The organism is Azonexus caeni, from assembly GCF_048146105.1.
GTDB lineage: Bacteria > Pseudomonadota > Gammaproteobacteria > Burkholderiales > Rhodocyclaceae > Azonexus > Azonexus aromaticus_B.
The window spans coordinates 405,161-430,177 of the sequence record NZ_JBKJAD010000001.1 but is presented as its reverse complement, the minus strand read 5'-3'; the positions used below and the strand labels follow the sequence as shown (position 1 = coordinate 430,177).

The following is a 25,017-nucleotide window of genomic DNA, read 5'->3' as shown; positions in this document are numbered from 1 at the left end:
TACAAGACTTCAAAAAATAGCGTCAATGAAAAATAAGGGTTTACCGCAATCTAAGTACCCTGACGCAACTTGCCGAGGATGCCTTCGAGCTGGTCGAGATTGCCGAATTCGATGGTCACCTTGCCCGCTCCCTTCTTGTTGCTGCGGATGGCGACGGCCGCCCCGACGGCATCCGAGAGCTCTTCCTGGAGGCGCACGAGGTCGCGGTCGACCACCGGCGTCGCCGGTTTCTTCGGCGGATTGACGATCTGCTGCACCAGCCGCTCGGTCTCGCGCACGGTCAGTTCCTTCTGCACCACCCGCTGCGCCACCGCCACCTGCTGCGCCCCGGGCAGCGGCAACAGGGCGCGCGCGTGGCCCATGTCGAGCTTGCCGCTCATCAGCAGCTCCTGGACCGGCGCCGACAACTGCAGCAGGCGCATCAGGTTGGACGCTGCCGGGCGCGAGCGGCCGACGGCATCCGCCGCCTGCTGATGGGTGAGACCGAATTCCTGGATCAGACGCTGCAGGCCCTGCGCTTCTTCGAGCGGATTGAGGTTCTCGCGCTGGATGTTCTCGATCAGCGCCATCGCCAGCGCCTGCTCGTCGGGGATCGCCCGCACCAGCACCGGCACCTCGCCCAGGCCAGCCTGCTGCGCCGCGCGCCAGCGGCGTTCGCCGGCGACGATCTCGTAGCGCTCGGCACCCGGCGTCTTGTCAACGGCGCGTACCAGGATCGGCTGCATCACGCCCTGGGCCTTGATCGAGGCGGCCAGTTCAGCGAGCGACTCCGGGTCCATCCGCGTGCGCGGCTGGTACTTACCTGGCTTCAGGCGGTCTACCGGCAGGTTGCGCAGTTCGTCCTCGGGTTTGGCATCGCTGCCGGCGAGCAGCGCATCGAGGCCGCGGCCGAGTCCCTTCATCTTGATCATTTGGCGACCCTTTCGAGAATTTCGCGGGCAAGCGAGGTATAGGCCTGCGCCCCCTTGGAGTTTTTGTCAAAGGCATTGACCGGCTTGCCGTAGGACGGCGCCTCGGCGAGACGGACATTGCGTGGCACGATGGTCTGGTAAACCTTGCTGCCGAAGTGGTTTTCGAGCTCGTTCGAGACCTGTTGGGTGAGCGTGCTCTGGCCGTTGTACATGGTGCGCAGCAGCCCCTCGATTTCGAGCCGGGAGTTGAGGTGGTGGCGCACCTTGCGCAGCGTTTCGACGAGATCGGAGAGGCCTTCCAGCGCGTAGTACTCGCACTGCATCGGGATCAGCACCGAATCGGCGGCGACCAGCGCGTTGACGGTCAGCATGTTGAGCGCCGGCGGGCAGTCGATGAGGACGAAATCGTATTCATCGTGATTCTGCGCCAGCGCCTCCTTGAGCCGGTATTCGCGCCGGTCGAGTTCGATCAACTCGACTTCGGCGCCAGCCAGCTCGCGGTTGGCAGGCAGGATGTCGAAGTCAAAATCGGTCTTGATGCAGACTTCGCGCAGGGAAGCAGCGCCGATCAGCAACTGATAGACGGTGGGCAACGCTTCCTTCTTGGTGATGCCGGAACCGGTCGTCGCGTTGCCCTGTGGGTCCATATCGATCAGCAGCACGCGCTGACCCTCGGCACCCAGCGAAGCGGCGAGGTTGACGGCGGTCGTCGTCTTGCCGACGCCGCCCTTCTGGTTGGTGATGGCGAGTACTTTCATTGGCCCGCTTTCAGGATGATCAGGTGTCTTTCGGCGTCCAGCCCGGGCACGGACAAGGGAACGATGCGGTCGACGACGATGTCGGCCGGCAGGGCGGCGATTTCCGCGTCGGGGCAAACGCCCTTCATCGCCAGCCAGCGACCGCCGGGGGCCAGCAGGTGGCGGGTGAGTTCAACGAAAAGCTTGAGCTCGGCAAAGGCACGCGAACTGATCTGCGCGTACTGGCCGCCCAGCTCCTCGACCCGCGCATGGTCGACCGCGACATTCTTCAGGCCGAGCTGGATCGCCGCCTGCTGCAGGAAGGTCGCCTTTTTCTGCACGGTATCGACCATGCGCACGGAAAGCTGCTGACGGGCGATGGCCAGCGGGATGCCGGGCAGGCCGCCGCCGGAACCGACGTCGAGCAGGGCGCCGTCATTGACGTAGGGCAGGATCGCCAGCGAATCGAGCAGATGATGCGAGATCGCCTGGTCCGGATCGCGTAGCGCGGTGAGGTTGTAGGTCTTGTTCCACTTCAGCAGCAGGTCGCGGAAGGCGAGCAGTTGCTGCTGCGCGGCGTCGGGCAGGTCGATGCCGAGTGCGGCGAGACCTTCCGGAAGGGTGATCGCGCTCATGCCGCCCGCGACAGGTTGAGGCGCTTCAGGTGGATCAGCAGCAGCGAAATCGCCGCCGGCGTGATGCCCTGAATGCGCGAAGCCTGGCCGATGGTCTGCGGCCGGTGCTGCTGCAGCTTCTGACGGACCTCGTTGGACAAACCGGCGACCGTTGCGTAGTCGATGTCGTCCGGCAGTTCGGTGCTTTCGTAGCTGGCCGACTTCGCCACTTCTTCGGCCTGGCGGTCGATGTAGCCCTGGTACTTGGCGGCAATCTCCAGTTGCTCAATCACCGCCGCGTCGATTTCCGGCGCCGCCGGCAAGACGCCGTCGATCGGCAGCGAAACCAGTTCGCGCCAGGCCACCTCCGGCCGCCGCAGCAGCTCGAACAGGCTGTATTCGTGCTCGATCGGCTTGCCCAGCACGCGCTGGCAATCGTCGGCGGCGACGATCTTCGGATTGACCCAGGTCGCTTTCAGCCGTTCCTGCTCGGCGGCAATCGCGTCGCGTTTGCGGCAGAAAGCGGCCCAGCGCACGTCATCGACCAGGCCGAGTTCGCGCCCCTTTTCGGTCAGGCGCAGGTCGGCGTTGTCCTCGCGCAGGCTGAGGCGGTATTCGGCGCGGCTGGTGAACATCCGGTAAGGATCGGCAACGCCGCGCGTCACCAGGTCGTCGACCATCACGCCGAGGTAGGCTTCGTTGCGCTTCGGGCACCAGCCGGCTTCGCCGCGCACGTGGCGCACCGCGTTGATGCCGGCGAGCAGGCCCTGCGCCGCCGCTTCCTCGTAGCCGGTAGTACCGTTGATCTGACCGGCGAAGAAGAGGCCGCCGATCGCCTTGCTTTCCAGCGTGTCCTTGAGCCCGCGCGGGTCGTAGAAATCGTATTCGATGGCGTAGCCGGGGCGCAGGATGTGACAGTTCTCCAGGCCGCGGATCGAACGCACCAGCGCCAGCTGGATGTCGAAGGGCAGGCTGGTGGAGATCCCGTTCGGATAGATCTCGTGCGTCCCCAGGCCCTCCGGTTCGAGAAAGACATGGTGGCTGCTCTTGTCGGCGAAGCGGTGGATCTTGTCTTCGATCGACGGGCAGTAGCGCGGCCCGACCCCTTCGATGACGCCGGTGTACATCGGCGAGCGGTCGAGGCCGCCGCGGATGATCTCATGCGTGCGCTCGTTGGTTTCGGTGATCCAGCACGGCAACTGGCGCGGATGCTGGGCGGCATTGCCGAGGAAGGAGAAGACCGGCAGCGGATCGTCCGAGTACTGCTCCTCCATCACCGAAAAATCGATCGTCTTGCCGTCCAGGCGCGCCGGCGTCCCGGTCTTCAGGCGCCCCTGCGGCAGCTGCAGTTCCTGCAGGCGGCGGGCCAGCGAGACCGATGCCGGATCGCCCATGCGGCCACCGGTGTAGTTCTCCAGCCCGACGTGGATCTTGCCGTTGAGGAAGGTGCCGGCGGTGAGGACGACGGCGTCGGCCATGAAGCGGATGCCGAGCTGGGTGATCGCACCACGCACACGGTCGCCATCGACGATCAGGTCGTCGACGGCCTGCGCGAAGATCGTCAGATTCGGCTGGTTTTCCAGGCGCCAACGGATCGCCTGGCGGTACAGCACACGGTCGGCCTGGGCGCGCGTCGCGCGTACCGCCGGGCCTTTCGACGCATTGAGGATGCGGAACTGGATGCCGGCTTCGTCGGTCGCCGCCGCCATCGCGCCGCCCAGCGCATCGACCTCGCGCACCAGATGGCCCTTGCCGATGCCGCCGATCGACGGGTTGCAGCTCATCGCCCCGAGCGTTTCGAGGTTGTGCGTCAGCAACAACGTGGCCGCACCGGCCCGCGCCGCGGCAAGCGCGGCTTCGGTACCGGCGTGGCCGCCGCCGACGACGATGACATCGAAACGGGTGGGATAAAGCATGGGAAAATGTCTTGTTGCGGCGCAGTATGGGACCGGCGATTTTACGTCAGGCAACTGGAAAATCACAGACTTAAGCAAGCCAGGCAAACACAACACACAGTTCGGCTTGCCGTCGCCGGGCTTCTACAGTAATTTTCCGGAAATGAATCACAAAACCGCCGGCAACGGCAGCCCGCTCGACGACGAGGAAATGCTGCTCGTCCTCCAGCACTCGCTGACCAAGAAACGTGTCCTGCTCATCGACCGCCACCCGCCGGCGCGCGACGCGCTGCGCCTGATGCTCGGCGCGCTCGGTGTGACCGCGGTGCATGGCGCCGGCAACTCGGCCGAGGTGATCCGCCAGGTCAAAGCCAACCGTTTCGACATCATACTTTCCGACTTCGTCCTCGACGATGGCCGCGACGGCCAGCAACTGCTCGAGGAACTGCGCCACGCCCACCTGATTCCGCTGGCGACGGTGTACATGATCATCACCAGCGAACGCGGCTATACCAATGTTGTCGCCCTCGCCGAACTGGCCCCCGACGATTACCTGATCAAGCCTTTCACCGCCGAGCAACTGCAGGGACGCCTGGTTCGCGCCATCTACAAGAAGCATGTGCTGCGCAAGATCTACGAGCACATCGAAGCCAGCGAACTGCTGGAGGCGGTCGCCTCCTGCGACCGCGTGATCCAGCAGCAACCGCTGTACATGTACGACGCGCTACGCTTCAAGGGCGAACTGCTGCACCAGCTAGGGCGCACCCAGGAAGCCGAGGAAGTCTATCGACGCGTCCTCGAAGGCCGTGTCGTTCCCTGGGCAAAGATGGGCCTGGCCACTGCGCTGCGCGACCGCAACGCCCTCGACGAAGCGAAGCAGCTCGCCGAACAGGTACTGCTCGAAGCCCCGGAATTTCTCTCCGCCTACGACTTCCTGGCCTCGGTCCATGAAGCCCAGGGCCGCCTTCAGGAGGCGCAACTGGTCCTGCAACGGGCTGCCGAAGCCTCGCCGCACAACACCGTGCGGCAGCGCCTGGTCGGCGACGTCGCCGCCCGCAACAAGGATTTCCTGGTCGCCGAGAAAGCCTACAGCAAGGTCATGGAGCGCAGCCGGGGTTCGTTGTTGCGCAGCGTCGACGATTTCGCCAACCTGTCGCGCGTCCTCGTCGAGCGTGGCGATGTCGAAGCGTCGCGGCGCATCGTCGGCGAGATGAAGCGCGAGTTGCGCGGCGACAAGCAGGCGACGCTCGCCGCCCTGGTCGTCGAAAGCCTCTGCCTCGAACGCGAGGGGGCACCGGCCAAGGCCACGCAACTGATCGACCAGGCACTGGAGATGCAGCAGGAACTGAGCGCCGAGGCCAGCGAAAAAGGCCGCCCGGTCTCCCAGCGCCTCGCCGTCGACCTTGCCCACGCCTGCATCGCCACCGGCAAGCAAGCCGATGCCGAACGCATCATGCGCCAGGTCGCCGCCGAGAACAACGACGACAACCACCTGCTCGGCCACATCCACAACGTGTTCGAGAAAACCGGCCAGGTCGACACCGGCAAGGCGCTGCTCGCCGAAGTCAGCAAGGAGATCGTCCGCCTCAACAACGAGGGGGTGATGGGCGCGCGCGCCGGCAATTTCGAGGAATCGGTCAGGCTGCTGATGCAGGCCGCCGACCAGATGCCCAACCTGCAGTTCCTGGTCAACGCGGCGAAAGCGATCTACACCCTGCTCGACAAGCGGGGCTGGAACGACGAACTGGCGCAACGTGCCGGCGAATACCTGGCGCGCGCCCAGCAGAAGGACCGCAAGAGTCCGAAAGTGGCGTCGGCCAAGCAGATGCAACTCGCGGTGGCCAAAAAATACGGCGTCGGACCGGATAGCTGAGCGACCGAGCCGGGAGCGGCATGATAAAGTCGCCCTCTTTCCCACCACGGACCCTGCCATGTTCTCTGGAATCGTCGCGGCCGTCGGCCGCATCACCGAACTGACGCCGCGCGAAGTCGGCTACCGCCTGACCGTAGACGCCGGCAAACTCGACATCAGCGACCTCGCCATCGGCGATTCGATCGCCCACAGCGGCGTCTGTCTCACCGTCGTCGGCAAGGAAGACAACTGCTTCATGGTCGATGTCTCCCCGGAAACCCTGTCCTGCACCGTCGGCCTCGACGCCCCCGGCCCGGTCAACCTGGAAAAGGCGCTGCGTCTGGCTGACGTCATCGGCGGCCACCTGGTCTCCGGCCACGTCGACGGCGTTGGCGAAGTGCTGCGTTTCGACGCCGTCGGCGACAACCGCCTGCTCGAAATCCGCGCCCCGCAGGACATCGCAAAGTACATCGCGCGCAAGGGATCGGTCGCCGTCGACGGCACCAGCCTGACCACCAACGAGGTCAAGGGCACCGATTTCACCATCAACCTGATCCCGCACACGCTGGAAAACACCACGCTCAACCGCCTGCAGCCGGGCAGCAAGGTCAATCTCGAGGTCGACCTGATCGCCCGCTACTGCGAACGCCTGCTCAGCGCCGACCGCGCCGCCTGACCACCGATGCGCGCTGCCGCGACTCTGCTGGCGGCCGTCCTGCTCGCCGGCTGTGCCGGCAGCGGAGCGCTCCCCGGTAGTCTCACTGTCACCGAACTCGAACAACGCCTCGGCGCCCCCGCCATGCGCTGGAGCGAGACGGACGGCGGCGAAACCCTGGCCTACCCGGAAGGGCCGCAAGGCTACCGGACCTGGTTCGTGCGCAGCGATGCCAGCGGCCATGTCGTCGCCCGCGACAACGTGCTGGTCGCCGCCCAGTTCGCGAAAATCCAGCCGCAGATGCGCGAGGAAGACGTCCTCCGCCTGCTCGGCCCACCGGTTCCGCACTGGGTCACCTACTTCAAGGCGCGCGACGAACTGGTCTGGGAATGGCGTTATTGCGACGACTGGAACGAACCCGCCCGCTTCGACGTCATGTTCGACGGCCGCACCCGACGCGTCCGCTCGACCTACGCCGCCTCCGAAGATTTGCGCGGCCTCAACTGGTTCGGTAATTTCCGCGGCTGGTGCAGCCGCTGAAACGTTTTCCGCAGCGCCCTTGAAAAAGCCCCCGGCCGCCCCCATAATCCAGAGCATGGTTGTAATTCCGGCAATCTGGAGGCGTTCTGGACAGGGGTTCGATTCCCCTCACCTCCACCCAAGGACATTCGAGGAGTGTCCTTGCGATGGGGGTGTACTGGTTTCGACAGGGCGGACAAAGGTGCGCAGGCAACTCGAAAGGCGACGGACGTAATCCGCGCAAATCCATAATTGCCAACGATGAGCAATTCGCTATTGCCGCCTAAAAACGGATAGCCGGGGCTGCTGAAGCCTTGTTACCAAAGACAGCCGGCGGGGACTTCGGTCCCCGTCGTCACGTTTACGACCGGCAATTCAGCCGGCGTAATGGAAGCTGCGCGTGGCATGGACACCGACGACGCGCGCCGGATTGAGGATGCCGCTACGCTCCAGTTGCTTGATCACCCGCGACACCGTCTCGAAGCGCAGGTCGGTGATGTCGGCGATTGCCTGCCGCGTCGGCAGCACCACCTGCCCGTCGCTTTCGACCAGCAGACGGACCAGCGCCAGGACACGATCGACCGCCTGGCCGCCGCGCAACGCCACCACCTCGGCCGCCCGCTGCTGGGCGCGGGCCAGCGTGGCGAGCAGGGAATCGCCGGCCAGCCCGGCCTCGCCCTCCGGCCAGGGGACGATTTCGCAGTCGGTCAGGGCGCAGGCCGAGAAGGTATAGACGCCGAACAGCAGGGTTTCGCAGCCGACGATGTCGTTGGCGATGGCCAGGCTGGCGAAACGCTCGCCGCCCGCCTGCGGGCTGTCGAGACGGAGCACGCCACGGCGCAGGCGCCAGGCCACGCCTTCATCACCGGCGCGGTAGAGGCTGACGCCGCAGTCGAGACGACGCGGTCCGGCAGTCGCCGGGGTCTTGCGATCGATCCTGAACAAGCCCATCTTCCACTCCTCCACAAACGACAAAACCCCGGTCGGGATCGACCGGGGTCATTTCAGGCAATTGCCTCAGAACTTGATGTTGATGCCGGCATACAGCGAGCGGCCCATGCCGGGCACCGGGTTGCCCCAGCCGATCATCCCGTCGGCCACCGGCGGATTCATCGACATCGTCCGCCCCTGACCGAGGTAAGCGCCGCCGAGCGGCATCTCGTAGTAGCGATCGAATAGGTTTTCAACCCCGAAGTCGAGACGGACTTGCTTCCAGGTGTGGCTCAACCGCAAATTGACCAGCCCGTAACCGGCGGTCTTGACCTCGTTGCGCATGTCGGACACCTTGTTCTTCGCCGCCACGCCGACCACCTCCAGCGCATTCTCCCAGCCAGCCAGCTTCTGGGTCAGCGTCAGCGTCGCGTTGAGCGGCATGATGTTGTAGAGATCGTCGCCGGTCTTGCGGTTCTTGCCGCGCGTGTAGCTCAACACGCCCTTCAGGCCGAACTGGCCGAAACCGGTGCTGGCCAGCGGCGTTTTGCCGGACAGGTCGAGACCGTAGAGGTGGGCGGACTGATTGACGTAGCGCAGCACTGTGAACTGGTCGGTGAGGAGCGTGGTGCGCGGCGCGTTGGTGGCGGCGTTCCACTGGACGGCGTCGATGTAGTCGCTGACATGCGTGTAGTAAGGCGTCAGCTTGAGTTCGCGGCTGCGCTCGGCGTTGTGCCAGTCAAAGGTGGTCGACAGGGTGTAGGCCTTTTCCGGATCGAGATCCGGATTGCCGACGTAACCGTTGCCATCGCCGACATAGTTGTTCATCGTCGCCGCCATCGGCCAGGTCGACCACGGATAGGCCTCGTACAGGCCGGGCGAACGCGTCTTGCGCGCGAAACCGATGTCAATATCGAGCGAGTTGCTGGCGGCGTAGCGGGCAAGGGCGGTGAAATCCCAGTTGTTGTCGTGGCGCGAACGGTCGCTGGCGTTGAAACGCGCGGCATCGGCACTGGTCATGCCGAAACTTCCCGGCGGCGCCGGGTCGACGTCGTAGCCGCGCACCTTGCCGGCATCCATCGCCACCCGTTCGAAACGCAAGCCCAGCGACGTGGTCCAGCGTTCGCTGCGACGGCTTTCCCATTCGGCGAACAAGGCGCTGCGGTCGCGCTGGCCGTCGTTGATGTTGACGAAGGTCCCGGGCCCCATACCGCCGCCGGAAGCCGGCCACCAGTCGTCGAGACGGTATTTCTGCAGCTCGCCGCCGACGCGCAGCAGATCCTTGCTGCCGAGTTGCACATCGGCCTTCAGGCTGGCGCCGGTGGTTTTGCTGGCGGTCTTCATCGGCATCCCGGCGGCGCAGGTACCGGCCGGGTCGCCGGTATAGCGGATCGGCGTGCAAGGCGAACCATCGATAGCGCCGGAATTCGAGCCGTACCAGTAACGTTTGTCGTCGCCGAAGTCCATGAAGTGATCGACGGTCTCGTGATAGACGCGGGCTTCCAGCTTGCCCCAGTCGTAGTCGCCGAGCCAGCGCAGGTTGATGCGCTTCTGCTCGTTGTCGAGCAGGTCCATGCGCTGGTTCGGGTAGAGCTGCTCCGGCATGTCCTGGTAGCCGAGCTTGGCTTCGAACAGGTGGTTGGCGTTGCGGAAGGCCAGGCCGAGAGTGTGGTTGCCGCTCCGGTAACTGGTCGAACCGACCTCGTCGCGATCAAGGCGGTGGCCGGCGCGACCGGTGGCGGTGTAGTTCTTGAAGTTGCCGCCGGCGCTGTAATTGTCAGCGGCACTGTAAGCGCCGCTATAGCTCAGGCTGAGGCTGTCGCTGGCGACGGTGGCGCTGGCGTTGACGCCGCGGGCGTCGTTGTTGCTGCGATAGAAGGCGCCAACTTCGCCCTTGACCAGGCGCTCGCCGGGCGCGGCGAATTCCGGGGCGCGCGTCTCGGCGACGATGCTGCCGCCGATGCTGTCGCCACCGACGCTGACCGGGCTGATCCCGGCAAAGACGGTGAGGGCGCCGACCTGACTCGGATCGAGGTAGGAGAGCGCCGGGTTCATGTGGTTGGGGCAGGCCGCGATGAAATCCATGCCGTCGACCTTGATGCGCAGGCGGTCGTCGGCCAGGCCGTGGATCGCCGGCAGGCTGGAAACGGCGCCGGCGCCGTAGAAGCTGACGCCGGGAACCTCCTGCAGCAGCGATGCGACATCGCTGTTGCGGGCGCCGCGCTGGCGCAGTTCGGCTGCGTCGAGCTGGGTGGTGCTGCCAGCGCTCTTGTCGCGCTCGGCGCTGACGGTGATTTCACCGAGGGTCTGCGCCGTTGCCGGCGTACTCAGGGCGAACGAGGAAAAGGCGAAGCCGATGGCCGCCGCCAGCGGCCGAACGGAAAAAGACATACGAACCCCCAATTATTTTTGATCGACGACAAGGGGGCGATTGTCGGCAAGGAAGCTGCCCACGGGAATGTGACAAATCGTCGCACTCCTGCGGCAGCGGGCCGTCACGCCGCTGGTTCAGGCGTTGAGCTTTTCCAGCGCCTCGCGCAAGCGGGCCGGCTCGTCCAGGCGCAGCATCTTACGCACGTTGGGCGCCAACTCGGCAAGCTCCGATTTCAGGACGCGACTCTTGACCTTGAGGATCTGCGACGGATGCATCGAGAAAATGCGCAGCCCCATGCCGAGCAGCAGGCGGGTCAGCTTGGGATCGCCGGCCATTTCGCCGCATACCGAGACCGGCACGCCGGCTTTCTCGGCACTGGAAATGGTGTGCGCCAGCAGCATCAGGACCGCCGGGTGCAGCGGGTCGTAGAGCGCGGCGACCTGCTCGTCGGAACGATCGATCGCCAGCGTGTACTGAATCAGGTCGTTGGTGCCGATCGACAGGAAATCTAGCCGGCGCAGGAAGATGCCGACAGCCAACGCCGCGGCGGGTATCTCGATCATGCCGCCGACCTGGATGTGCTCGTCGAAGGTGATCTTCTCGCCGCGCAGGCTGGACTTCGCCTGTTCGACGGCGGCCAGCGTCTGGTCGATCTCGTGCGCGTGCGCCAGCATCGGGATCAGCAGTTTGATCGGGCCGAAACGCGAAGCGCGCAGGATGGCTCGCAACTGGGTCTGGAACATCTTCGGTTCGGCCAGCGACAGGCGGATCGCCCGCCGGCCGAGTGCCGGGTTGGTCTTGACGCGGTCGCCGGCGGTGGCTTCCGGCTTGAGGTCCTTGTCGGCACCGAGGTCGAAGGTGCGGATGGTCACCGGCCGACCGGCCATGCCCTTGACCACCTTCTTGTACGCCTCGTACTGCTCCTGCTCATCGGGCATGTCGCCGCGATCGAGGAAGAGGAACTCGGTGCGGAACAGGCCGATGCCTTCGGCGCCACCGTCAAGCGCGTCGGGCACATCGCCGGGCAGTTCGATGTTGGCGTGCAGCGCCACCTCGACGCCGTCGATGGTCTGTGTCGGCGCGCTGCGCAGTTGCCGCAGTTTGGTCTTCTCGAGTTCGATCTGCTCCGCACGCAGCCGGTATTCGTCGAGTACGCGCGCATCGGGGTTGACGATGACGACGCCGCGCAGGCCGTCGACGATCAGTTGCTCACCATCACGGATCAGGGCGCGGGCGTTTTCCAGGCCGAGCACGGCGGGAATCGCCATGCTGCGGGCGAGGATCGCCGTGTGCGAGGTGGCGCCGCCGACGTCGGTGATGAAGGACGCAAAGCGGTGGTCCTTGAAGGCGATGGTGTCGGCCGGCGACAGGTCGTGGGCGACGACGATCAGCGACTCTTCCTTGGTCTGCTTGGCCGCCTTCAGTGAAGCGCGCCCGGGATGGCCGAGCAACTCCTTGATCACCCGTTCGACCACCTGGATGACGTCGAAACGGCGTTCGCGCAGGTAGGGGTCGTCGAACTCCTCGAACTGCCCGACCAGATGTTCCATCTGCTGGACCAGCGCCCACTCGGCATTGCAGCGGCGCTCGCGGATGATCTCGCGCGGTTTGCCGACCAGCTCGTTGTCCTCGAGGAACATCGTGTGGATGTCGATGAAGGCACCCAGTTCGGCCGGCGCGTGTTCGGCGTGCTCGCGCATCTGCACCAGTTCCTGCTTGACCGCTGCGACGGCGGCGTCGAAACGGGCGATCTCCTTGTCCACCAGACGCGGCGCCAGCGTCAGGTGCGACACCTCCAGCGTCGCATGCGACATCAGCATCGCACGGCCGATGGCGATGCCGGTGGAAACGCCCAGTCCGTGCAGGATGAAGCTCATCGCGCCTATTCTCCCTCACCGAAATAGTCGGCGATCAACGCCAGCAGCGCCTCCATCGCCTCGGCCTCGTCCTTGCCGTCGGTTTCGATGGTCACCGTCGAGCCCTTGCCGGCGGCCAGCATCATCACGCCCATGATGCTCTTGGCGTTGATGCGGCGGCTGCCCTTGCTCATCCACACCTCGCAGGCGAACTTGCCGGCGAGCTGGGTCAGTTTGGCGGAAGCCCGGGCGTGCAGGCCGAGCTTGTTGATGATCAGGGTTTCCCGGGTGAGCATGGTTCAGTGGTCGAGCAGGTTGAGGATGCCGTTGCGGCCGCCGTCGCGGGCGCGCACGAGCAGGGTTTCGAGGTCCTTGTCGCGGTGGGTCAGCGCCGACAGCAACATCGGCAGGTTGACCCCGGCCAGGCCGACGACGCGGCTGGGCTGCAGGAGTTTGAGGGCAAGATTGGCCGGCGTCGCGCCGAACAGGTCGGTCAACACCAGCGCGCCACCACCATGGTCGACCGTGGCCAGCATTTCGCGCGCCGTCGGCAGCAGGTCGAGCGGATCGTCCTGCGGCGCGACGCCGAGCTGGGCCAGCAGCGGCGGCCGCTGGTTGAGGACGTTGCAGACGTCCTGCACCAGTGCTTCGCCGTAACAACCGTGAGTGATGAGGAAGATGCCGATCATGCGGGCCATTCTAACCCGCGAGACCTACTTGTTGCGCCCCCTGCCGACCACGAAAACCCCGGCGACGACCAGCGCCGCGCCAGCCAGTTGCGCCGCCGACACCGGCTCGGCGAGCAACCACCAGCCGAAACCAATGGTCAGGATCGGCCCGACCATGCCGTAGAGCGCGGCGCGCCCGGCGCCGAGACGGTGGATCGCACCGCCCAGCGCGAAGACCGGAATCACCGTTGCGAAAACCGCCATGGCAAGCGCCCAGCCATACACCGGCAGCGGCTGGACGAGGGCGGACAACGGCTGGGCGACGGCAAAGTGGAGCAGGGTGACGCCGGTCGACATCAGCATCGCCAGCGCCGAGAAACGCAGCGACCCGAGACGCTGGATCATCGCCCCACTGCCGGAAAGATAGAGGGCATAGGCGACACTCGACGCGAACACCAGGCCGCCGCCGATCAGCACGCTACGGGTATCGGCAAAGGCCAGGTCGTGGGCGAAGGCGAAGCCGATGCCGGCGTAGCAGAGGACGACGGCAAGCAGTTCGCGGCGGGTGAACGGGCGGCCCTGAAAAAGGACGCCGATGAGCAGGGTCAGCGTCGGGTAGGTGAACAGGATCAGCCGCTCCAGCCCCGCCGAGATGTACTGCAGCCCCCAGAAATCGAGGATGCTGGCGCCGTAGTAGCCGAGTACGCCGAGCAGGAACAGGCGCCAGCCGTCGCCGGCGCCGAGCGGCGCGCCGCCGTGGCGGCGCAGCAGGCCGGCCCACAGGAAGACCGGCAACGAAAAACCCATGCGCAGCGCGAGCAGGGTGATCGCGTCGACGCCGTAGGGGTAGGCAAGCTTGATGAAGATCGCCTTCAGCGAGAAGCCGAGCGCGCCGACCAGCGCCAGCAGGAGACCGAGGCGTTCGGTGCCGCCGTTGCCGCTCATTGCGCGAGCCGCCGCAGATGCCAGGCGATGCCGATCACCGCCCCGGCGCAGAGCAGCGCCGCCGCCGTCACCCCCGGCCAGCCGGCATGGCTCCAGGCCCAGCCGGTGGCGGTGCCGACGACGCTGCCGCCGAGGTAGTAGCTCGACAAGTAAAGCGCCGCAACGAAACCGCGACGCGGCCCGGCGCGGTGGCCGACCCAGGCGCTGGCCACCGAATGGACGGCGAAGAAGCCGAAGGTATACAGCGTCAGCGCGCCGACGATCAGCCACAGCGGCGTCGCCAGCGTCAGCGCGATGCCGGCGGTCATCAGCAGCGCCATCAGCAACTGCATGCGCTGGCGGCCGTGGCGGGCGACCTGGCGGCCGGCCCAGGCCGACGACCAACTGCCCACCGCATAGAGCAGGAAGATGCTGCCGATCGCCGCCGGCCCCAGTTCGTAAGGCGCCAGGCCGAGGCGGAAGGGCAGGTAGTTGTAGAGGCCGACCAGCGTCCCCATGCTCAGGAAGGCGGTGCAGAACAGCCAGGGCAGCCCGGGATCGGCGTAGATGCGGCGGACGTCGGCAAACAGCTGACGCGGCTGCAGCGAATGTGGCCGGAAGTGCGCGGCCGGCGGCAGCAGGCGCCAGAAGGCGACGGCAACCAGCAGGCCGAGCAGGCTGACGGCGAGCAGGCCGTCGTGCCAGTTGCCGGCCCAGTCGCTGACGGCGGCGGCGAGCAGGCGGCCGGCCATGCCGCCAAGCGCATTGGCGCCGATGTAGAGACCCATCGCCCGCGCCCGCTCGGCGGGCGGCAGTTCCTCGCCAAGATAGGCCATCGCCGCCGCCGGCACGCCGGCGATGCAGACGCCGAGCCCGGCGCGGGCCGCCACCAGCAACCAGAAATCGGGGGCCCAGGCGGAGGCCAGCGAAAAGACGGCGGCGCCGGCAAGGCCGATGCGCATCAGCCGCTCGCGCCCCCAGCGGTCGGCGATCAGGCTGAGCGGGATGAGCAGCAAGGCCATCATGCCGGTGCCGGCGGTCACCGCCAGGCTGGCGCTTCCCGGCGTGATGCCGAAAGCGACCGTCAGTTGTGGCAGCAGCGGCTGCGTGCCGTAGAGCAGCAGGAAGCAGGAAAATCCCGCCAGCGACAAGGCCAGCGTGATGCGGAACGAAAGGGGCGAAGACAAGGCGTTTCCCGGCAAGGTTCAGGGGGTCGATTGAACGCCGGGCGGGCGTCGTCGGCAATTGGTATTATCGCAAGCGAGCATTCGATACAGACGAAACCATGCACTACGACCTTCCCGATCTCCGGCTCGTCGCCGCGATCGCCGACTGCGGCGCCCTGAGCCGTGCTGCCGAGCGCGTGCACCTGGCGCCGTCGTCGGCCAGCCATCGTTTGAGCCAACTTGAGGCGAGCCTCGGCGTGGCCCTCTTCGAACGCCACGCGCGCGGCCTGACGCCGACCGTCGCCGGTGAATCGCTGCTCCGCCACGCCCGCCAGGTGTTCGCCCAGCTCGAACAGATGCACGCCGACCTCGCCCCCTACGCCAGCGGCCTGAACGCCCAGGTGACGGTATTCGCCAACACCAACGCGATCAACTGCTTCCTGCCCGAAGACCTCGGCGACTTCCTGCGCGAGCACCCGCAGATTCGCGTCAGCTTGGAAGAACAGCCGAGCCCGGCGATCGTCGGCGCGGTCGCCGCCGGCCAGGTCGATATCGGCGTGGTCGCCGCCGAAGGCGATTTCGGTGGCCTGGAAGTGACACCCTACCGGCGCGACCGGCTGGTGCTGATCGTTGCCGCCGAGCATCCGCTGGCGCAAAAAACCGAAATCGCTTTCGCCGACGTCTTGAGCGAGTCCTTTGTCTGCCTGCACGCCGGCAGCGCCATCCACACCTTCATGATGAACCACGCGGCGCGCCTCGGCGGCCGGCTCGACGTGCGCATCCAGGTGCGCAGCTTCGCCGCCGTCTGCCGCATGGTCGGCGCCGGCGTCGGCATCGGCATGGTGCCGCGCTCCTCGGTCGCCGCCGACGAGCGCCTGCAGACGGTGGAGATCGCCGACGCCTGGGCGCCGCGCGACCTCCATCTGTGCGTCCGCGAACGCGCCGCCCTCGGCCCGGCAGCGCGTGCGCTGTTCGACCACCTGGCGACCATGGGCGCCTGAGGCCTCAGACCGGGGTCAGCCAATCGGCGTGGCGCGCATCCTCGCCGCGCACGCAGGCGAAGAAAGCCTGCTGCAGTTGGCGGGTGAGCGGACCGGGCCGGCCGTTGCCGATTTTCCTGCGGTCGACCTCGATCACCGGCGTGATTTCGGCGGCGGTACCGGTCAGGAAGACCTCGTCGGCGCAGTACAGTTCGTCGCGGGTGATGCGCTTGCTGCGCGCCGCCAGGCCGAGTTCGCCGGCCAGCGTGCACACCGTGCGGCGGGTGATGCCGTCGAGCGCCGAGGTGGTTTCCGGCTGCAGCAGCTCGCCGTCGCGGACCAGGAAGAGGTTTTCGCTCGAACCTTCGGCGACGTAGCCCTCGGTGTCGAGCAGCAGCGCTTCGTCGTAGCCGTCACGGCGCGCTTCGCGCACGGCGAGGATGGAGTTGGCGTACATTGAAATGGCCTTGGCCCGGCACATCTGCACGTTCGGGTGGTGCCGCGCGTACGACGAAACGCGCACGCGGATGCCGTTCTCCAGCGCCGTCTGGCCGAGATAGGCGCCCCAGTCCCAGGCGGCGATCATCACGTGGGTGGCGGCGCCGGCCGGGTCGACGCCGGTCTTTTCGGCGCCGAGAAAGACCAGCGGCCGGATGTAGCCGCTGGCGAGGCCGTTGCGCGTCACCGCCTGGCGGCAGGCGGCGGCCAGCGCGGCACGCTCGAAAGGCAGTTCGATGGCCAGGATGTGCGCCGAATCTTCCAGGCGCTTGAGATGCTCGGCGAGCCGGAAGATCGCCGGGCCGGCCGGCGTCGCGTAGGCGCGCAGGCCTTCGAAACAGCCGTAGCCGTAATGCAGGGTATGGGTCAGCACGTGCACCTTGGCATCGCGCCAGGGCAACCAGTGGCCGTCGAGCCAGATGAATCCGTCTTTGTCTTGCATGGTGGTTTTCCTCATGGAGATATCTCGGTTGACCGCGACAGCGGTCCGCTGAAGCGCGCGCCGGGTTGAGCGCGACGATGTCCGCTGTCACAAGCACCGGGTAGGCGTGCGCTGACGGAATGAACGGTGAGGAAAGGATCGGCCTGAGCAAGAGTGAAAACAAACGAATCTTCATCATCGCACATGAATTCGTTTCATTTAAGCCCACCGGGCGCGCCCCAGACCGTCGCATCACTTCGCCTGCCGGACGCGCCGTTTCCTGCATTGACGGAGAACGGATTCGACGGCAATACTATTCCGAGACAAGGGCAGGCTTCGGCGTGCGCAAAACGATATTCGTGAGGAGACGCAGTGAAGTACGACGAGTACAGACTTGACGACTTCCAGTGCAGCGCTGGCCAGCCTGCCGCGCCGCATCGGTTCTGGCGACGCAATGCCGGAATGCCGCGCCCGATATCGTGATCGATAGCGAACCTTACCGGGAACGCCTGCACCTGGCGCTGGAGGCTGCCGGCATGGACCTCTGGGAAAACGATCTGATCAGCGGCGAGGTGACGCACCGCGTCTCCCGCATACTCAGCGACCTCGGCTACGACAGCCAGGAATCGCTGGCCTACATGGACGATCTGTTCGCCCTCGTGCATCCGGGCGATCTGGCGCGGGTGCGGGCCGCCATCGCCGAGCACCTGGACGGCAGGACGCGGCAATACCGCTGCGAATTCCGGCGGCGCTCGCGCGACGGCGCCTGGGTCTGGTATGCCAACTACGGCAAGATCATGACGCTCGCCGAACCCGCCGGCCGCCGCTTCATCGGCGTCACTTTCAATATCGACGACCGCAAGCGCCGCGAAGAGGAAATTTCCGCCGCCAATTACAAGCTGGCCGAGCAGAACCGCGAACTCGACCGCATGAACGCCATCCTGCAGACGCTGGCGACCACCGATGCGCTGACCGGCCTGGCCAACCGGCGCAGTCTGTTCGAGATGGGCGAGAAGGAATGCCGCCGCGCCCAGCGTCAGACGCAGCCTCTGTCGCTGCTGATCGTCGACATCGATCACTTCAAGTGCGTCAACGACACCTGGGGCCATCCGGCAGGCGACCGCGTGATCTGCGCGGTCGCCGATCGCTGCCGGAAGCGCTTCCGTTCCGACATCGACCTGGTGGCCCGGATCGGTGGCGAAGAGTTCGCCATCCTGTTGCCGGCAACGGGCTACACCGACGCCTGGCGACTCGCGCAATGGTTGTGCGAATCGGTCGCCGAACAGCCGATCAGCCTCGCCAGCGACATCGTCACCTCCTGCAGCGTCAGTATCGGGGTGGCAACCCTGGCCGCGGATCGGGAGATCACGCCGGATTGCGCAGCGCGTTTTTCCCAACTGCTGGCCGAGGCCGATAGCGCCATGTATCGGGCCAAGGCGGCCGGCCGCAACCAGATTCAGGGCGCTGAAGGCGCGCCGCCCTGAACCGCCGTTACGCGCCGGGAAACCCCACTGAACAGTCAGCTGCCGTTTCCGGATGGCGCACCTATTACCGAGCTTGTCCACGACCGCATGCCCGACCTCGAAACCCTCTTCCTGAGCGCCAGCCGCCTGCTCGGCGACGGCGAACTGGCGGCCGCCGAAGTGCTGCTGCAGGACATCCTGCGGGAAGCACCCGACCTCGCCGAAGCCCGGGCCAACCTCGCCCTGGTGTACGACCGGCAGGGCCGCAGCGAACTGGCCGAAGCCGCCTACCGGCAAACCCTGGCGCTGGCCCCGGCGCTAGTGCAGGCGCGCCTCAATTTCGGCCTGCTGCTCGCCGCGCAGAAGCGTTTCGCCGAGGCCGAGGCCTGCTACCTGCGCGCCCTGCGGGACGACCCGCAGGCGGCGGACGCCTGGAGCCAGCTCGGTGTTCTCTACGCCTGCCACAAGCGGGAAGCCGAGGCCGAACAGTGCTACCGCAGCGCACTGGCGATCAACTCCGGGCACGGCGCTGCCGCCTTCAACCTGGCCTACGTGTTGCTGCGCCAGGGGCGCTACGAGGAAGGCTGGGCCCGCCTGGAAGCGCGCGACTGGTACGCCGCGCTCGACCGTGCACTGGCGCTGCCGCGCTGGCAGGGCGAGCCGCTTGCCGGCAAGGCGATCCTGATCGGCCTGGAAGCCGGGCACGGCGACATGATCCAGTTCTGTCGCTACAGCGCGCAACTGAAGGCGGCCGGCGCGCGGCGCGTCTCGGTGCTCTGCCATCCGCCGCTGGCCCGTCTGCTGCGCCGCCTGCCCGGCGTCGACGACAGCATCGCGCTTGGCGACGGCGTCGCCGACCCGCATTGGGATTTCTGGACGCCGCCCTTGAGCCTGCCCTACCGCTTCGCCACCCGGCTCGACTCGATCCCCGCTGAACTCCCCTACCTGGCCGCCGAACCTGCCGCTGTCGCCGCCTGGGCCGGTCGCCTTGGGGCTGACGAGGGACGGCGTGTCGGCCTGGTGTGGAAGGGCAACCCGCGCTTCGAGAACGACCGCGAGCGCTCGCTACCGTCGCTAGGCACGCTGGCGCCGCTGGCCGGCATCCCCGGCCTGCAATTTTTCAGCCTGCAGAAGGGCGCCGGCGAGAACGAGGCAGCCGCACCGCCCTTCCCACTCACCGACCTGGCGGCGGAAATCGGCAACTTCGCCGATACGGCGGCGATCATCGCCAACCTCGACCTGGTGATTGCCGTCGACACCGCCGTCGCCCACCTTGCCGGCGCACTCGGCAAGCCGTGCTGGGTGCTGCTGCCGGATTACAAAACCGACTGGCGCTGGCTGGAAGGACGCACCGATACGCCCTGGTACCCGGGCGTCGTCCGTCTCTTCCGTCAGCCGCCGGGCGGCGGCTGGTCGCCGGTGATCGATGCTGTTGCCGCCGCGCTCGCTGCCTTCGCCGCCACCTGAACGGCATCGTGCGCGCCGCGTACCAGCCAGCGGATGAAAGCCATCGCCGCCGGCCGCTCCTGGATCGCCGGCGGCGCCACGACGTAGAAACTGCGGTCAGGACAGTCGACGGCAAACGGCCGACACAGCCGCCCGTCGGCCAGGTAGGGCGCCGCCAGGCTGCCGGCCATCAGCGCCACGCCATGGCCGGCGACGGCGCCTTCGAGCATCAGCAGCGCATCCTCGTACAGCGGCCCGCTCGCCGGCTCGGGCCGCTGCAAGCCGGCGGCGGCGAACCAGCGAGCCCATGAGAGCAGCGGGTGGCGCAACAGGCGGCAGGTGTCGAGGTCGGCCGGCACCGTCAGGCCGGCGGCCAGCGCCGGGCTGCACACCGGGAAGACGCGTTCCTCGAACAACTTCCAGGCGAGCAGGCCGGGCCATTCCTCCTCGCCGTAGCGCAGGCCGATGTCGGCCTCGCCGGCGAGCAGCGGCCCCAGCCCGGTGGCGGTGGCAAGCGCGAACTCCAGCGCCGGGTGGCGCGCCTGGTAAGCGGCGACGCGGCCGACCAGCCACTGGCTGCCGAGCGCTGGCGCCGCCGAAATGCGCAAGCGCTCCTGGCGCGGCGATCGCAGGTGAGCGCTTGCTTCGTCGAGACGTAGCAGCGTATCGCGCACCACGGCGAGGTAGCGGCGGCCGACCGGGGTCAGCGCCACCGCCCGGTGGCGGCGTTCGAACAGCGGCTGGCCGAGGTGCGCCTCGAGCAGCCGGATGCGGTGACTGATCGCCGACGGCGTCAGGTGCAGTGCCTGCGCCGCCGCCAGGAAACTGCCCAGGCGCGCCGCCGCCTCGAAGGCGGGCAGCGTGTGCAGGGGCGGCAGGTCGGTCATCGCGCCGGCAGTTGCTCGGGGCTGCGGTCGCCCCAGCCGAAGCAAGCGGTCTCGCCGTCGGCAGCGACCTCGATGTAGGCGTAATAGTCCGTTTCTCCGTCGCGGCGGGGAATGCGCCAGAAATGGACGCTGCCCGCGCCATCGGCAAACCGGCCGAGATAGACCAGATCGGCTGCCTGCAACGCACCCGGTACATCGAGCAGTTCGCCGAATTCCCGGCGCAGGTAGCGCGGCAGTTCGCGCTCGTCGGCTTCCGGCAGGCCGGTGCGACCGAACCAGGGGGCGCTTTCCGGCGTCACATCCTCGGTGGCGCGCCGTCTGGCGTAGTCATCGAGTACCGCGTCGAGGCCGAAACGCGAGCGGCGCAGCAGGCGATAGGCGGCAAACAACAGTGCCAGAAACAACAGCAGCAGGACGATCCTCATCTGTTCACTCCCCCAGACAGAGTTGCACCGACAACCAGTGGGCAAGACTCTGGAAATGGCTCGCCACCAGGTTCTCCACATCGAGCACATGACCGACCGGCACGGCCAGGCCGGGACCTTGCGCGATCAGCAGACAACGGGAAGCGCTGGCCTGCTGCAGGGCGAGGAAAGGATCGAGTTCGGCATACTCGAGCCAGCGCTCCGGTTCCCCGAGAACGCTGAAAACCCCCGGCGGATAGAGACCAATTCGCCGGTCTTCGCCATTATTTGCCCGATATTTGCGCCAGTGCGCCTCCTGGCGCAGCGATAACGGCGGGACAAGCTTGCCAGCGGTCGACAACCGGTCGAGCGCCGGAAAATAGCCCCCAGTTTCGGCGAGGCCGGACCAGGCGATGCCGTTGCTGGCCCGATAGAAATCGCGCAGTTGCTCCGGCAGCGGCCAGCCCAGCCGCGCTTCGGCCGCCGCAATCTGCGCTGCCGACGCCGCCGGCTGCCGCTGCGGCGCCAGACCCGATGCCTGCAGCAGCTTGCTACCCAGCCAGAGCTCGATCATTTCGCCGGGCGGGCGATCCTTGCCGGTCGCCGCCGCGCTCACCGCCCGATCGACGCCCAGCATGGCCTCACCGACAAGGCGGCCAATCTCTTCCTGCGCTTGGCGACGTTTTGCCATGCTGGCGGCATCCGCTGGCCGGGACCGCGCTTCTCAGCGCCGGCCGCCGAGGATGGAGCCGAGCACGCCACGCAGGATCTGCCGGCCGAGCTCGCGGCCGACGGTGCCGGCGACGCTGCGCGCGGCGCTCTTGGCGGCAGCTTCCAGCACCCCTTCGCGGCGGCCGCCGCGCGGGCCGGTGGTACCGGTCAGCATGTCGCCCAGGCCGCCCAGGAAACCGCCGCCCGAGGTTTCCGCTGGCGCGGGCGCCGGGGCCGGTTGCGGGCGCGGCATCGCCGTCGGCCGGGCCGGACCGCCGGGTGCGGCAGGTGCCGGAATGGCGCCGGGACCGGCCTTCTTCGGCGCCGCCGGCTGGCCGCGCAGGATTTCGTAGGCCGATTCGCGGTCGACCGTCGTCCCGTAGGTGGCGAGCAGCGGCGAGGCCTCGATGCTGGCGCGCCGTTCGTCGACGCTCAGCGGACCGAGGCGCGAGGCGGGCGGGAAGATGAAGGCGCGGTCGACGATGTTGGGCCGCCCCTTCTCGTCGAGGAAGGAAACCAGCGCCTCGCCGACGCCCAGTTCGGTGATCGCCTCGGCAGCGTTGAACTTCGGATTGGCGCGCATCGTCTCGGCGGCCGACTGCACCGCCTTCTGGTCGCGCGGCGTAAACGCGCGCAAGGCATGCTGGACGCGGTTACCGAGCTGGCCGAGGATTTTTTCCGGGACATCGAGCGGGTTCTGGGTGACGAAGAAGACGCCGACGCCCTTCGAGCGGATCAGCCGCACCACCTGCTCGACCTTGTCCACCAGCGCCGCCGGCGCGTCGTCAAAAAGCAGATGCGCCTCGTCGAAGAAGAAGACCAGCTTCGGCTGGTCGAGATCGCCGGCTTCCGGCAACTGCTCGAACAATTCGGCGAGCAGCCAGAGCAGGAAGGTCGAATAGAGGGCCGGCGCATGGATCAGCTTCTCGGCGGCGAGCACGTTGATGACGCCGCGCCCGTTGCTGTCGACCTGCATCAGGTCGGCGATGTCGAGCATCGGCTCGCCGAAGAAGACGTCGCCGCCCTGCTCCTCGAGCGTCAGCAGGCCGCGCTGGATGGCGCCGATCGACGCCGTCGACACGTTGCCGTACTCGGTTTTGAACTGCGCCGCGTTGTCGCCGACGTGCTGGACCATCGCCCGCAGGTCCTTGAGATCGAGCAGCAACAGGCCCTGGTCGTCGGCGATCTTGAACACCAGTTGCAGCACGCCGGACTGGGTGTCGTTGAGGTTGAGCAGGCGGGCCAGCAGCAACGGCCCCATGTCGGACACCGTCGCCCGCACCGGCACGCCGTTCTCGCCGAAAACATCCCAGAAAGCGACGGTATTGGCGTAATTGGCGTAACCCTCCAACCCCAGTTCCTCGACCCGCTTCAACAGCTTGGGACTGGGCGTACCGACCGCCCCCATGCCGGACAGGTCGCCCTTGACGTCGGCCATGAACACCGGCACGCCGATGTAGGACAAGCGTTCGGCCAGCGTCTGCAGGGTCACCGTCTTGCCGGTCCCGGTCGCCCCGGTGATCAGCCCGTGGCGGTTGGTCATCTGCGGCAGCAGGGCGGGATAGCCGTCGGCGGACTTGGCGAGGTAAAGCGGTTCGGACATGGGGAAAACTCCGGGCAGGATCAGATGCCGGCATTCTAGCGCCCGGGCGGCGGGCTGGGGTGAAGGAGGGTAAAGCGACGACCAGCGGCGGCGAACAGCGCCTTGCCGAACATTGCCCCGAACTTCTCTGGCCGGGCTGGCCGAAGCAAGCGCGGCAAGCCAGAAGCACGACTGCATCGCGCATCACCTCGGAAGATGATTCGTCGACAAACCGGAACTTTACAGACGCCAGCCCGCAGTGCGACGGCGCCCCCTTGTCTCCTTTGCGACAAAGCCGACTGTTTCAGTCCTTTTATTCGTGCGCCGCGCTGAGCACGACCGAAACGAACTCGCCGCGCGAGGTCGAGTTGTTTTCCTGCTGATTGGCGGCGCACCAGGCGGCGAATTCGTCGGGGTCGATCTGGCATTCCAGGGCCATCACGCCGGAGCGCTGAAAATTGCGGCGAGCCGCGACGGCCATGGCTTTCCACTTGTCGAAGCTGTCTTCGAAACATTCCGGATCGGTCGCCGTGGCTTTGACGCGGGCCCAGGTTTCCGGGGTGTACCAGGTGACGCCGATGACCATCTGCCGGCTGCGCCGGCGGGCCTTGAGGCTCTGGCTGAGGGTGGGTTTCTTCATGGTGATGGCGGGTTCCGCAGAAAAGATCGTCAAAGCAAGCAACAAGCGGACCCAAAAAGCGGCGTGGCGGCCTGACGGGAGAACGCCGGACGGGTAAAATCGCCGCTTCTTCGTTATTCGCATTCAGGAAATCAGCATGGCAGGTCACTCGAAGTGGGCAAACATCCAGCACCGCAAGGGCCGTCAGGACGAGAAGCGCGGCGCGACTTTCTCCAAGATTGCCAAGGAAATCACCGTCGCCGCCAAGATGGGCGGGGGTGATCCGAGCTTCAACCCGCGCCTGCGCGTCGCGGTCGACAAGGCCAAGGGCGTCAACATGCCCAAGGACAAGATCGACACGGCGATCAAAAAGGGCACCGGCGAGCTGGAAGGCGTCGAATACGTCGAGATCCGCTATGAAGGCTACGGCATCGGCGGCGCGGCGATCATGGTCGACTGCCTGACCGACAACAAGACCCGCACGGTGGCCGAAGTCCGCCACGCCTTCAACAAGTACGGCGGCAACATGGGCACCGACGGCTGCGTGGCCTTCCAGTTCAAGCACTGCGGCCAGCTGATCTTCGCTCCCGGTACCGATGAGGCGGCGCTGATGGACGCCGCCATCGAAGCCGGCGCCGACGACGTGGCGACCAACGACGACGGTTCGATCGAGGTGCTGACCGCGCCGACCGAGTTCATCGCCGTCAAGGACGCACTGGAAGCGGCCGGTTTCACGCCCGAGTTCTCGGAAGTGACGATGAAGCCGGAAGGCGAGAACGTCTTTGTCGGCGACGACGCGGTAAAGATGCAGAAGCTGCTCGACGCGCTGGAAGGCCTGGACGACGTCCAGGAAATCTACACCACGGCGGTCATCGAGGAGTGACCCCGGGACGGGAGACGACATC

The 25,017-nt window shown here is 66.7% G+C and carries 24 protein-coding genes and 1 other RNA gene; 8 read left to right on the top strand and 17 right to left on the bottom strand.

The features are described from left to right. Nucleotides 1–50: 50 nt before the first annotated feature. Genes ACLIIZ_RS01965 through mnmG form a run of 4 tightly spaced genes read right to left on the bottom strand, consistent with a single transcriptional unit; the run spans nt 51 to nt 4,178 of the window. Nucleotides 51–911: a ParB/RepB/Spo0J family partition protein gene (locus ACLIIZ_RS01965; RefSeq protein WP_416690521.1), complete on the bottom strand. Its 861-nt coding sequence runs from the start codon at nt 909–911 to the stop codon at nt 51–53. After that, nucleotides 908–1,669 (bottom strand): ParA family protein, encoded by a 762-nt coding sequence (locus ACLIIZ_RS01960; protein ID WP_416690520.1) that lies wholly within the window; start codon nt 1,667–1,669, stop codon nt 908–910. Before ACLIIZ_RS01960 ends, ACLIIZ_RS01965 begins: the two co-directional genes overlap by 4 nt. Then, a complete protein-coding gene (rsmG, locus tag ACLIIZ_RS01955; RefSeq protein WP_416690519.1) occupies nt 1,666–2,283 on the bottom strand; it encodes a 16S rRNA (guanine(527)-N(7))-methyltransferase RsmG in 618 nt (205 codons plus the stop codon). Before rsmG ends, ACLIIZ_RS01960 begins: the two co-directional genes overlap by 4 nt. Continuing rightward, nucleotides 2,280–4,178 carry a tRNA uridine-5-carboxymethylaminomethyl(34) synthesis enzyme MnmG gene (mnmG, locus tag ACLIIZ_RS01950; protein WP_416690518.1) on the bottom strand — a complete coding sequence of 633 codons (1,899 nt, stop codon included), beginning with the start codon at nt 4,176–4,178 and terminating at the stop codon, nt 2,280–2,282. The genes rsmG and mnmG overlap by 4 nt, the downstream gene beginning before the upstream one ends. Nucleotides 4,179–4,320: 142 nt before the next feature. On the opposite strand from mnmG, the gene ACLIIZ_RS01945 reads away from it, so the two are divergent. From ACLIIZ_RS01945 to ssrA, 4 genes are all read left to right on the top strand, one after another. After that, the gene (locus ACLIIZ_RS01945; RefSeq protein ID WP_416690517.1) at nt 4,321–6,030 is read left to right on the top strand and encodes a response regulator; all 1,710 of its coding nucleotides are present in this window, start codon (nt 4,321–4,323) and stop codon (nt 6,028–6,030) included. 58 nt (nt 6,031–6,088) lie between these two features. Further along, entirely contained in the window at nt 6,089–6,685 is a 597-nt protein-coding gene (locus tag ACLIIZ_RS01940) for a riboflavin synthase (RefSeq protein ID WP_416690516.1), read from the top strand. 6 nt (nt 6,686–6,691) lie between these two features. Then, nucleotides 6,692–7,204 (top strand): hypothetical protein, encoded by a 513-nt coding sequence (locus ACLIIZ_RS01935; RefSeq protein ID WP_416690515.1) that lies wholly within the window; start codon nt 6,692–6,694, stop codon nt 7,202–7,204. 5 nt (nt 7,205–7,209) lie between these two features. Further along, nucleotides 7,210–7,541: a transfer-messenger RNA gene (gene ssrA / locus ACLIIZ_RS01930) on the top strand. 17 nt (nt 7,542–7,558) lie between these two features. On the opposite strand, the gene ACLIIZ_RS01925 is transcribed toward ssrA, so the two are convergent. The 7 genes from ACLIIZ_RS01925 to ACLIIZ_RS01895 form a co-directional block, all read right to left on the bottom strand. Then, entirely contained in the window at nt 7,559–8,134 is a 576-nt protein-coding gene (locus ACLIIZ_RS01925; protein ID WP_416690514.1) for a Crp/Fnr family transcriptional regulator, read from the bottom strand. Between the two features lie 66 nt (nt 8,135–8,200). After that, a complete protein-coding gene (locus ACLIIZ_RS01920; protein WP_416690513.1) occupies nt 8,201–10,504 on the bottom strand; it encodes a TonB-dependent receptor in 2,304 nt (767 codons plus the stop codon). A 117-nt stretch (nt 10,505–10,621) separates the two neighbouring features. Beyond that, a complete protein-coding gene (gene ptsP, locus ACLIIZ_RS01915) occupies nt 10,622–12,364 on the bottom strand; it encodes a phosphoenolpyruvate--protein phosphotransferase (RefSeq protein ID WP_416690512.1) in 1,743 nt (580 codons plus the stop codon). A gap of 5 nt (nt 12,365–12,369) precedes the next feature. Further along, a complete protein-coding gene (locus ACLIIZ_RS01910) occupies nt 12,370–12,639 on the bottom strand; it encodes an HPr family phosphocarrier protein (protein WP_416690511.1) in 270 nt (89 codons plus the stop codon). 3 nt (nt 12,640–12,642) lie between these two features. Then, nucleotides 12,643–13,032, bottom strand: a complete 390-nt coding sequence (locus tag ACLIIZ_RS01905; protein ID WP_416690510.1) for a PTS sugar transporter subunit IIA — start codon at nt 13,030–13,032, stop codon at nt 12,643–12,645. Nucleotides 13,033–13,056: 24 nt separating this feature from the next. Next, entirely contained in the window at nt 13,057–13,956 is a 900-nt protein-coding gene (locus ACLIIZ_RS01900) for a DMT family transporter (protein WP_416690509.1), read from the bottom strand. Then, nucleotides 13,953–15,122 carry an MFS transporter gene (locus ACLIIZ_RS01895; RefSeq protein WP_416690508.1) on the bottom strand — a complete coding sequence of 390 codons (1,170 nt, stop codon included), beginning with the start codon at nt 15,120–15,122 and terminating at the stop codon, nt 13,953–13,955. Before ACLIIZ_RS01895 ends, ACLIIZ_RS01900 begins: the two co-directional genes overlap by 4 nt. 98 nt (nt 15,123–15,220) lie before the next feature. Here ACLIIZ_RS01895 and ACLIIZ_RS01890 point away from each other — a divergent pair, with 98 nt between their 5' ends. Beyond that, nucleotides 15,221–16,102, top strand: a complete 882-nt coding sequence (locus ACLIIZ_RS01890; RefSeq protein ID WP_416690507.1) for a LysR family transcriptional regulator — start codon at nt 15,221–15,223, stop codon at nt 16,100–16,102. 4 nt (nt 16,103–16,106) lie between these two features. Here ACLIIZ_RS01890 and ACLIIZ_RS01885 read toward each other — a convergent pair whose 3' ends face one another. Then, nucleotides 16,107–17,021 (bottom strand): branched-chain amino acid transaminase, encoded by a 915-nt coding sequence (locus ACLIIZ_RS01885; RefSeq protein WP_416690506.1) that lies wholly within the window; start codon nt 17,019–17,021, stop codon nt 16,107–16,109. Between the two features lie 458 nt (nt 17,022–17,479). Between ACLIIZ_RS01885 and ACLIIZ_RS01880 the strand changes: the two genes are divergently transcribed. Then, nucleotides 17,480–18,484, top strand: coding sequence for a GGDEF domain-containing protein (locus tag ACLIIZ_RS01880; protein WP_416690505.1), 1,005 nt, complete (start codon nt 17,480–17,482; stop codon nt 18,482–18,484). An 87-nt stretch (nt 18,485–18,571) separates the two neighbouring features. Next, nucleotides 18,572–19,930 carry a tetratricopeptide repeat protein gene (locus ACLIIZ_RS01875; protein ID WP_416690504.1) on the top strand — a complete coding sequence of 453 codons (1,359 nt, stop codon included), beginning with the start codon at nt 18,572–18,574 and terminating at the stop codon, nt 19,928–19,930. On the opposite strand, the gene ACLIIZ_RS01870 is transcribed toward ACLIIZ_RS01875, so the two are convergent. The 5 genes from ACLIIZ_RS01870 to ACLIIZ_RS01850 form a co-directional block, all read right to left on the bottom strand. Then, on the bottom strand, nt 19,855–20,796 hold the full coding sequence (locus ACLIIZ_RS01870; RefSeq protein ID WP_416690503.1) for a LysR substrate-binding domain-containing protein: 942 nt from the start codon (nt 20,794–20,796) through the stop codon (nt 19,855–19,857). The two genes, ACLIIZ_RS01875 and ACLIIZ_RS01870, sit on opposite strands and share 76 nt — an antisense overlap. Continuing rightward, nucleotides 20,793–21,221 carry a hypothetical protein gene (locus ACLIIZ_RS01865; RefSeq protein WP_416690502.1) on the bottom strand — a complete coding sequence of 143 codons (429 nt, stop codon included), beginning with the start codon at nt 21,219–21,221 and terminating at the stop codon, nt 20,793–20,795. The genes ACLIIZ_RS01870 and ACLIIZ_RS01865 overlap by 4 nt, the downstream gene beginning before the upstream one ends. A gap of 4 nt (nt 21,222–21,225) precedes the next feature. Next, nucleotides 21,226–21,891 carry an SMI1/KNR4 family protein gene (locus ACLIIZ_RS01860; RefSeq protein ID WP_416690501.1) on the bottom strand — a complete coding sequence of 222 codons (666 nt, stop codon included), beginning with the start codon at nt 21,889–21,891 and terminating at the stop codon, nt 21,226–21,228. A gap of 33 nt (nt 21,892–21,924) precedes the next feature. Further along, nucleotides 21,925–23,514, bottom strand: coding sequence for a helicase HerA-like domain-containing protein (locus ACLIIZ_RS01855; RefSeq protein WP_416690500.1), 1,590 nt, complete (start codon nt 23,512–23,514; stop codon nt 21,925–21,927). Between the two features lie 292 nt (nt 23,515–23,806). Further along, nucleotides 23,807–24,133 carry a hypothetical protein gene (locus ACLIIZ_RS01850; RefSeq protein ID WP_416690499.1) on the bottom strand — a complete coding sequence of 109 codons (327 nt, stop codon included), beginning with the start codon at nt 24,131–24,133 and terminating at the stop codon, nt 23,807–23,809. Between the two features lie 136 nt (nt 24,134–24,269). Here ACLIIZ_RS01850 and ACLIIZ_RS01845 point away from each other — a divergent pair, with 136 nt between their 5' ends. Then, on the top strand, nt 24,270–24,995 hold the full coding sequence (locus ACLIIZ_RS01845; RefSeq protein WP_416690498.1) for a YebC/PmpR family DNA-binding transcriptional regulator: 726 nt from the start codon (nt 24,270–24,272) through the stop codon (nt 24,993–24,995). Nucleotides 24,996–25,017 lie beyond the last annotated feature (22 nt).